The sequence below is a fragment of the Paraglaciecola sp. genome (genome assembly GCF_030730205.1).
Lineage (GTDB): Bacteria > Pseudomonadota > Gammaproteobacteria > Enterobacterales > Alteromonadaceae > Paraglaciecola.
This window is the reverse complement of record NZ_JANQVQ010000320.1, coordinates 1-7,305: the sequence shown is the minus strand read 5'-3', so window position 1 is coordinate 7,305 and position 7,305 is coordinate 1. Positions and strand designations below refer to the sequence as shown.

Here is a 7,305-nt window from a genome sequence, read left to right as displayed (position 1 = left end):
CTTGCCGCCTTTTGACGCAGGAGCCCATTTGGATATTAAATTGCCAAGTGGTTTGCTTCGCCAGTACTCATTATGTCGACTACAAAGTGATCAACGTTACTATGAAATCGCCGTGCTGAAAGATCCAAAATCGCGAGGAGGCTCTAAGGAAATGCATCGATTAGCAATCGGTGACAGGGTGGAGATAAGTGAGCCTAAAAATCATTTTTCATTGGTCAACCCAAGTAAGAAAACCCTGTTGATTGCCGGAGGTATTGGTGTCACCCCATTGCTGCCCATGGCTCAAGTTTTAAAACGTCAAGGCACCCCTTTTACATTTCACTACTGTGCAAAATCGCCAGAGACAGCCGCATTCGCTAAGGCACTACAGCAAGGTTCTTTTGCTGAAAACATGGTATTTCACTTTAGTCAAAGTCCAGAGTCGGGCCGAATGAATGTACAGCAGGTCTTGGCAAAATCTATCGATGACACCGATTTATATGTTTGTGGTCCTGCAGAATTTATTACAGACATTTTGGAACAAGCTCGCTTACTCGGTTGGCGTGAAGAGGCGTTACATCGGGAATTTTTTGCTGCCCCATCGGTCGACAATAACGCTTTAACGAATAATGCTTTCACGGTAAAGATCGCTAGTACCGGCCAGCAGTTTGCCGTAAGTGCTGAGCAATCTATTGCCGAAGTGTTAGATAAAAATGGCATATTTTTGCCGATATCTTGTGGCTCGGGTGTTTGTGGCACCTGTCAAACTAAGGTACTGGCTGGTGAGCCTGAGCATAGAGATGTCTTCTTAACCGCTCAAGAGCAGCAACGTGGTCAACTGATTATGCTTTGTTGTTCCAGAGCGAAAACAGACTCTCTTACCTTAGACTTGTAGCATCGCTGGCAAAGCTAAAAAACCTTAGGCGCGGCCACGTAGGCTTGAAACCAGCATTGCTACGATTACAAAACTTAAAGACATATTAAATGCCATCGAAATGGTACTCATTAGAGCGTCATTAGTATCAGGAGATAATGTGCTATCACCTAAAAAGTGATGGAACATCAAATTAACTAAACTCATGCCAAACAAATTACCAATAGTTCGAGACAGATTCATCGACGAGGATGCCACGCCTAGTTCATTTCGGCTGACAGCCCCCATAATGGCATTGTTGTTTGGTGTTGAAAACAACCCAAAACCTACTCCGAGTAACAATAATGCACTACTAATATAGGCAATACTGGAGGTGACTGATAATTGTGATAACGCTAAAAAGCCCATAGCAACAACCAGACAACCGCTGGTCGCTATCATCCGAGGCTGTATTTTATCAGCGAGTCGTCCTGCAAATGGCGCAACAATCGCCATGGTAACGGCTTGAAGTAATACCACTTGCCCCGCTTGCAACGGGCTGAGACCTTTGATGTACTGTAAGTATAAACTTAATAAAAAAGCTAACGAAAAATTGCTGGCGTACATAAGAAAAGATGTTGATAACGACAAACTAAATATGCGACTTTCAATGAACATTTGTACCCGAATCAAAGGCTGCCTACTTTGACTTTGATGCACTACAAACAGCAATAAACAAAGAACAGAGAGAATTAATAACAACAAACCTAACATGCTAGGTACGTAGCTTAAACCAACGACTAAGCACACTGAAAAAAGTGAGAAAATCACCGTTCCCCACCAATCAAAGCGGGTTTTGAGCTCACTTTTCCACTCACCATGTAAAAATAATTTTATACTTAACAAAAGTAAGAGCACTAAAGGGACCTGGGAGAAGAACACCGCCCGCCATCCCCACAATTCGGTTAACCAGCCACCTATTGCCGGTGCGATACTCAAACCAATATAGACACAGGCGGCCGAAATACCTAAGGCCATGCCTCTTTTCTTATCAGGTGTTACAGAGGTAATAATTGCAATTCCAACACCAAAAATCATAGCCCCTGCTGCACCCTGCACAAACCGCCAGAACAAGATCCATTCAATTGAAGAACCTATTGCACACATCAGAGCCGAAAACGCATTTAATCCTAGACCAGAAGCATATACGCGTTTTCGACCATAATTGTCTGCCATTTTGCCGCAAGGCAGCATAAAAACGACACTACTTAGTAAATAGAGTGTAGGCAGCCATCCAACCATGCTAGCACTGGCCTGTAAATCTGCAGCAAGATTAGGAATAGCAATATTTACCGCTGACATGCCTAAAGGACCAATAATGGCCCCGCAGCAAACAATGATTAGTGCAATCGTCGTAACTGGAAGTTTAAACAAAACAGATCTCTTAAAAAATAGTGAAAACTGAGCGCTTTAAAGCGTGATGATCAAATCATCGCCAAGTGCAGCCCCTCTTTAAATATCGCACAATAACGAAGATAAAAATAACATGCTACTGAAAGAAAACACCGCTATTTCTTATGGCTATATGCAAACAGATTGGCTTTTTATGGCCGAAAAAAGAGTATGCAGAATGAGGTAAGGGTAAGCGATCTAAGCATTTACGCAAATTTGAATAAAATGATGTCAAGTATTGGCAATTCCGATAGCTACTATAAAAATAGTCGAATAGTGTTAAAGGGCTGCATTGGTTATGATTCATAACTTAAGGAAGCATACGTATATTAAGCCCCTAACGATGATGGAATCAGTCGATGAGCAATATTACACTTTACCTATCACCAGGCAGCTGTGCTCGAGTAAGCGCAATTGTGCTAGAAGAATTAGAGCTCGAATTTGAGACACAGGTTGTCCGTTTTATGCAGGGCGAGCACAAAACGCCCGCCTATAAAATGATGAACCCCAAAGGTAAAGTGCCGGTACTCATCTATCATGGTCAAGCATTAACCGAAAATGTTGCCATCATCACTTTTTTAAACCAGCTGTATGGCAAACTCTTGCCGCCCACGAATAATCCCCTAGATTTTTCTAAACAACTGGCGGACCTGTGTTTTTGCTCTTCGACCTTACACCCTTTGGTTACGCGCATTAGAATGCCCAGCTTTTTTGCCGGTGAAGATAACGCCAAAACCGTTCAGGATCTGGCCTTCAAAGCCATGGACGAGTTTTTTCAATTGATTGATAAAACCCTGTCAGATCAGAAGTGGTGGTATTCAGATAACTGGTCAGCCATTGACGCTTATCTGCATTGGTGTTTTTGGCGAGTACAAGATGCTGGCTACCCCGTTGAAAAATATCAGCACTTTTGCGAGCACGCCGAGAGAATGGCGGAACGTCCAGCGGTTAAACGAGCTATTGCCCGCGATAATGCAGCAAGCTTGATACTGGAAAGTGAAGGTTTATTATTTAAGCCACAACCTATTGTTCGATAAACCGCAATATTCAACAGAACTACGATATTGCAAAGGAGATAATTATTACCACACGAGCCGCACCAAGACAGTTAACCGTGTTGCATACACAGTATGTAACACCCAATATGCTGCGTATTACCTTGGGGGGAGCAGCCTTAGCTGATTTTCCTACCGAGCAAGCAAGCGCCTATGTAAAGTTGGTTTTTCCTCAAACTAACAGCTCACGCCCGCTGTTACGAACCTACACAATTCGGCATCAAACTGCCCATTCAATCGATATTGATTTTGCTTTACATGATGCCAAAGGACCTGCGTCGTCTTGGGCGATGAATGCTCAAGTTGGTGATTGCATTCTGGTGGGTGGCCCTGGACCTAAACGTTTGGTCACTCAGCCGGCAGATAACTTTATTATCGCAGGCGATATGACAGCACTTCCGGCGATAAGTGTTAATTTAGCGATGTTGCCACTCAACGCAACAGGTTTTGCGATTATTGAGGTTACCACTAGGGCAGATATCCAAACACTTGAACATCCCGCCAATATGAAATTAATCTGGGTTATCGCCAACGAGGAAGCGGCACAAAACAGAGACAATCCACTGCTCGCGCACATTAAAGCATTACCACAGTTCAGTGGTTTAACGTCAATATGGGTGGCATGTGAATTTAACGGTATGAAGCTAATACGCAAATATTTAAAAGAGCGTTACGACTTACCCAAAGCATATTTTTATACCTCTAGTTATTGGCAAAAAGGCCATTCAGAAGACGAGCACAAAGTTGCCAAAAGTAATGATACTGAATAGACAGCAGATAAAACGTATTAGCTGTTTTAATAGCGAAATGTGAAGTCGCTATGCTCAATTAGAAACGGCCGATTGTCAGTTAATAAGTTTTCACAGTTGTGATCTTAAAAACCACTAATGGGTTCCAACACTCAGTATTACTTAATGTAATACTGAGTGTTCAGCTAGCGCTTTTTGAACACGTTTCACTAGTTTGAAATGACTGACTGTGTAACAAAGTGTTTTACGCTGTAACATGAACAAGCCACCTTGCGTAACAGCACTCGTTACCAAGGTGAACATTAACTGTTACGGCGACAAGCCCTAATTCATTAATTAAATAGGCTGTGCCAGTGCCATCATACTTTCACGCATAATCGCGGTGTGCTCTGCTTTATCACCGCCTTCAATTTCAATTTGCGCTAGTCGACCTGAGTTTTCGACCACCATGCGACATCGGTCCCAACGTCGCTGTTGAAATGCCGCTAGCCCCTCATCAACACTAACGTCTTTGCATAGCTCTTCTGCCAGAACGATGGCACTTTCAATGCCAATACAAGCACCTGATGCCAAGTGCGGCGTTGTAGCTGCAACCGTATCACCGATCATCACAATACGGTTTTTATACCAGGGTGCTGGCACTAATAAATTGCCTAAAGAGCGGAAATCAATCATCGAGTCTTCATTCAGCATCGCCGCTAACTCTTGAATCATTGGCGCTGAGAATGTAAGCATTAAAGCTCTTAGTTTTTCTACATAATCCGCGGGATCGACTTGTTGCCGCTCTTTTTTATCTTCGGTCAGAAATAAATACATTTGATCTTTAGACATGGGGTTTACACCCACTTTTAAATGCGGGCCAACCCACATCATAGTATTTTCAACATTCGGTAAACGAGGTAACACCGCCCGCCAAACCCCTTGCCCTACATAACGAGGTTCACCTGCTTCAGGAAAATGCGATTTACGCACACTGGAAAACACACCGTCAGCAGCAACAACCAAATCATAGGTGTCCGTCGTACCATCAGTAAAAGTAACATCAACCCCAGTTGCTGAATTAATCATCTGCGTGTAAGTGCAGCCTAGCTTGACCTTAGTACCTGAGGCCCGAGTTTTTTCAGCCAAAATCTTCGCTAACGCCGGACGCATAATAGCGCCAGAGGCAGGAATATCCTTATCGCCGATAAGAGGTGTTGGTAATTTTGCAATGTGAATGCCGTGAGGAGCAAACAAGTCAAGCCCACTATGAGCATGTCCAACTTTTAAAAATTCATCCAAGATACCAATGGTTTTAAAGGCTCTAAGCGTGGCACCGCCAATACTTATCCCTGCACCATCTGTTCGCCAATTAGGATCGATTTCCACTAGATGAACATCAATATTTCGTTTTCTAAACTCAATAGCTGCGGTCATTCCAGAGAAACCACCGCCTATAATCAATACCTTATGTACGCTTGGGTTCATAAGTTGAACTCCTTTATTATTGTTTGGTCAATCCAAATTTCGTTTTGTTCAGAAATCTCAATTGGCACCTTAGTGAGCTTTTGTCCTAAACAAGGACCTTGAATACACTTACCGTTTTCAATTTGAAATAACGCGCCGTGAGCGGCACAAACAATATACTCAGCAACATTATTCAGATAATGATGACGCTTCCAAGGCAGCGTGGTGTCTCCGTAGTGAGGACAGCTATCCTTATAAGCAAAAAGTTTATTCTTGGAACGCACAATGAAAAACGTGTCGCTCCCTGAATGATTCAAGTCGAAACCCTTTGCCTGTTCTTCGGCGAAATCATCAATTACACCTAACAAAATTTTATTCATCGTAAGCTTAAGGCTTTGGACCACCTGGACCTGGCGCCCACTTTTCCCGATATTGCAGTAAAAATGCTTGCGAGTTATCCGGGCCTATCATAGCTTCTCTGCCTTGCCAGGATTCATCATGCTGATCCATATCAGCGTCATATTCCATATTGCATCCAAATGGGCTTTTGAAGTACCAAAACCAATTCGATCCAAAAAGATGACGTCCAGGCCCCCAGAAACTTTGATAGCCTTTATTAACCATATTGGTTCCCGCTTGCACCACATCTGTCGGTCCTGCCATATGGAAAGTAAAATGCTCACAACCCTGCATAAAAGCAGGTGCTTGAATAAAGAAAATAGTGTGATGATCTTGAGTAGCTGCTGGGCGCATAAATGGCCCTACCCCAGTAAATCTATCTGTGGTTACAAACCCCAAGCGGTTTGCAAAAAAAGCTTCAGCTATAACAGAATCTGGCACGAAATACACAACATGCGATAAGGACTGAACCCTAGGTACATCGGTTTTCGTCACGCCCGGTTGATTAATTTCTCGGTTAACATCACCGGGGGCATTAACCCGTTCAGCTTTTTCCGTGTTCGTCGTTCTGATGGTAATTTGAAAACCTAAAACAAAGCCCATGTCGTCAACAAGTTCAAGGCTACCGTCTGCCAGTACCTTCACTTCGCGGTCGGTAAACTCAGCTTTAATGGCGTCTAGGGTAGCTTGATCCTTCACACCATAAACGGTTTTGCGAAGCATTGACCCCGTTGTTAACCCAGCGGGTAACGATTTGTCATCTTTTGCACGTATTTCAATACCTGTTCCATCCAGGGCACTGTAATAGTGTTCATTTTGTGGTGTTAAGCCGTAATCAACTGCAAATTGTTTCGCGGCAGCTAAATCTTCAACACCCCAAATCAGTTTATCGGGTCCAATAATATTCATTGTAAGATCCTATTTTGCTTTTAATTCGTTAAAGGTTTCAGCTACCCAATCGGCGATATATGTCCCTGCATTGGCGCTATTATCAAAGCTCGAATGTTGTACCCCACCTTCACGTTCAGTAAATATCTTCAATTCACGCTTCGGACTGTTAATTAATTGCTCATAGGTTCTCTCTGCCCACTTCAGCGGGATTTGAGAATCTTTAGCACCATGAGTAACTAAAAAAGGCACTTTGATTTTTTCAATTTGACCATCTAAATGCACGTTTTCAGCAATGCGCATAAAGTCATCCATATCTTTAGCTCCCCATACCCATTGCACATGAGTCCAATAATGCGGCACAGGAAAGTCACCTTCTTTTTCTAAACGACGTTTTTGTACATCGCGCCAATCGTGGTTGGCCCCCCACACACAGCCTAAAGCGAGGCGTGGTTCATTGGCGACAGCGCGAGGACAGTAATAC

Annotated in this window: 8 protein-coding genes; 3 read left to right on the top strand and 5 right to left on the bottom strand. The window is 43.2% G+C overall.

What is annotated here, in order from left to right; translation table 11 throughout:
- On the top strand, positions 1–874 hold an 874-nt coding region (locus NWQ57_RS21280), incomplete at its 5' end, for a PDR/VanB family oxidoreductase (RefSeq protein WP_306024200.1).
- A gap of 24 nt (positions 875–898) precedes the next feature.
- Here NWQ57_RS21280 and NWQ57_RS21275 read toward each other — a convergent pair.
- Positions 899–2,266, bottom strand: a complete 1,368-nt coding sequence (locus tag NWQ57_RS21275; RefSeq protein WP_306024199.1) for an MFS transporter — start codon at positions 2,264–2,266, stop codon at positions 899–901.
- Between the two features lie 377 nt (positions 2,267–2,643).
- Here NWQ57_RS21275 and NWQ57_RS21270 point away from each other — a divergent pair, with 377 nt between their 5' ends.
- Positions 2,644–3,321, top strand: coding sequence for a glutathione S-transferase family protein (locus NWQ57_RS21270; protein ID WP_306024198.1), 678 nt, complete (start codon positions 2,644–2,646; stop codon positions 3,319–3,321).
- Between the two features lie 77 nt (positions 3,322–3,398).
- The gene (locus NWQ57_RS21265) at positions 3,399–4,109 is read left to right on the top strand and encodes a siderophore-interacting protein (protein ID WP_236129890.1); all 711 of its coding nucleotides are present in this window, start codon (positions 3,399–3,401) and stop codon (positions 4,107–4,109) included.
- A 315-nt stretch (positions 4,110–4,424) separates the two neighbouring features.
- Here NWQ57_RS21265 and NWQ57_RS21260 read toward each other — a convergent pair whose 3' ends face one another.
- The 4 genes from NWQ57_RS21260 to NWQ57_RS21245 form a co-directional block, all read right to left on the bottom strand.
- Positions 4,425–5,555, bottom strand: coding sequence for an FAD-dependent oxidoreductase (locus NWQ57_RS21260; RefSeq protein ID WP_306024197.1), 1,131 nt, complete (start codon positions 5,553–5,555; stop codon positions 4,425–4,427).
- Entirely contained in the window at positions 5,552–5,914 is a 363-nt protein-coding gene (locus NWQ57_RS21255) for a Rieske 2Fe-2S domain-containing protein (RefSeq protein WP_306024196.1), read from the bottom strand. The genes NWQ57_RS21260 and NWQ57_RS21255 overlap by 4 nt, the downstream gene beginning before the upstream one ends.
- A 7-nt stretch (positions 5,915–5,921) precedes the next feature.
- Positions 5,922–6,842: a VOC family protein gene (locus tag NWQ57_RS21250; RefSeq protein ID WP_306024195.1), complete on the bottom strand. Its 921-nt coding sequence runs from the start codon at positions 6,840–6,842 to the stop codon at positions 5,922–5,924.
- A 9-nt stretch (positions 6,843–6,851) separates the two neighbouring features.
- Positions 6,852–7,305, bottom strand: a 454-nt coding sequence (locus tag NWQ57_RS21245; protein ID WP_306024194.1) for a S9 family peptidase, incomplete at its 5' end; no start/stop codon positions are given.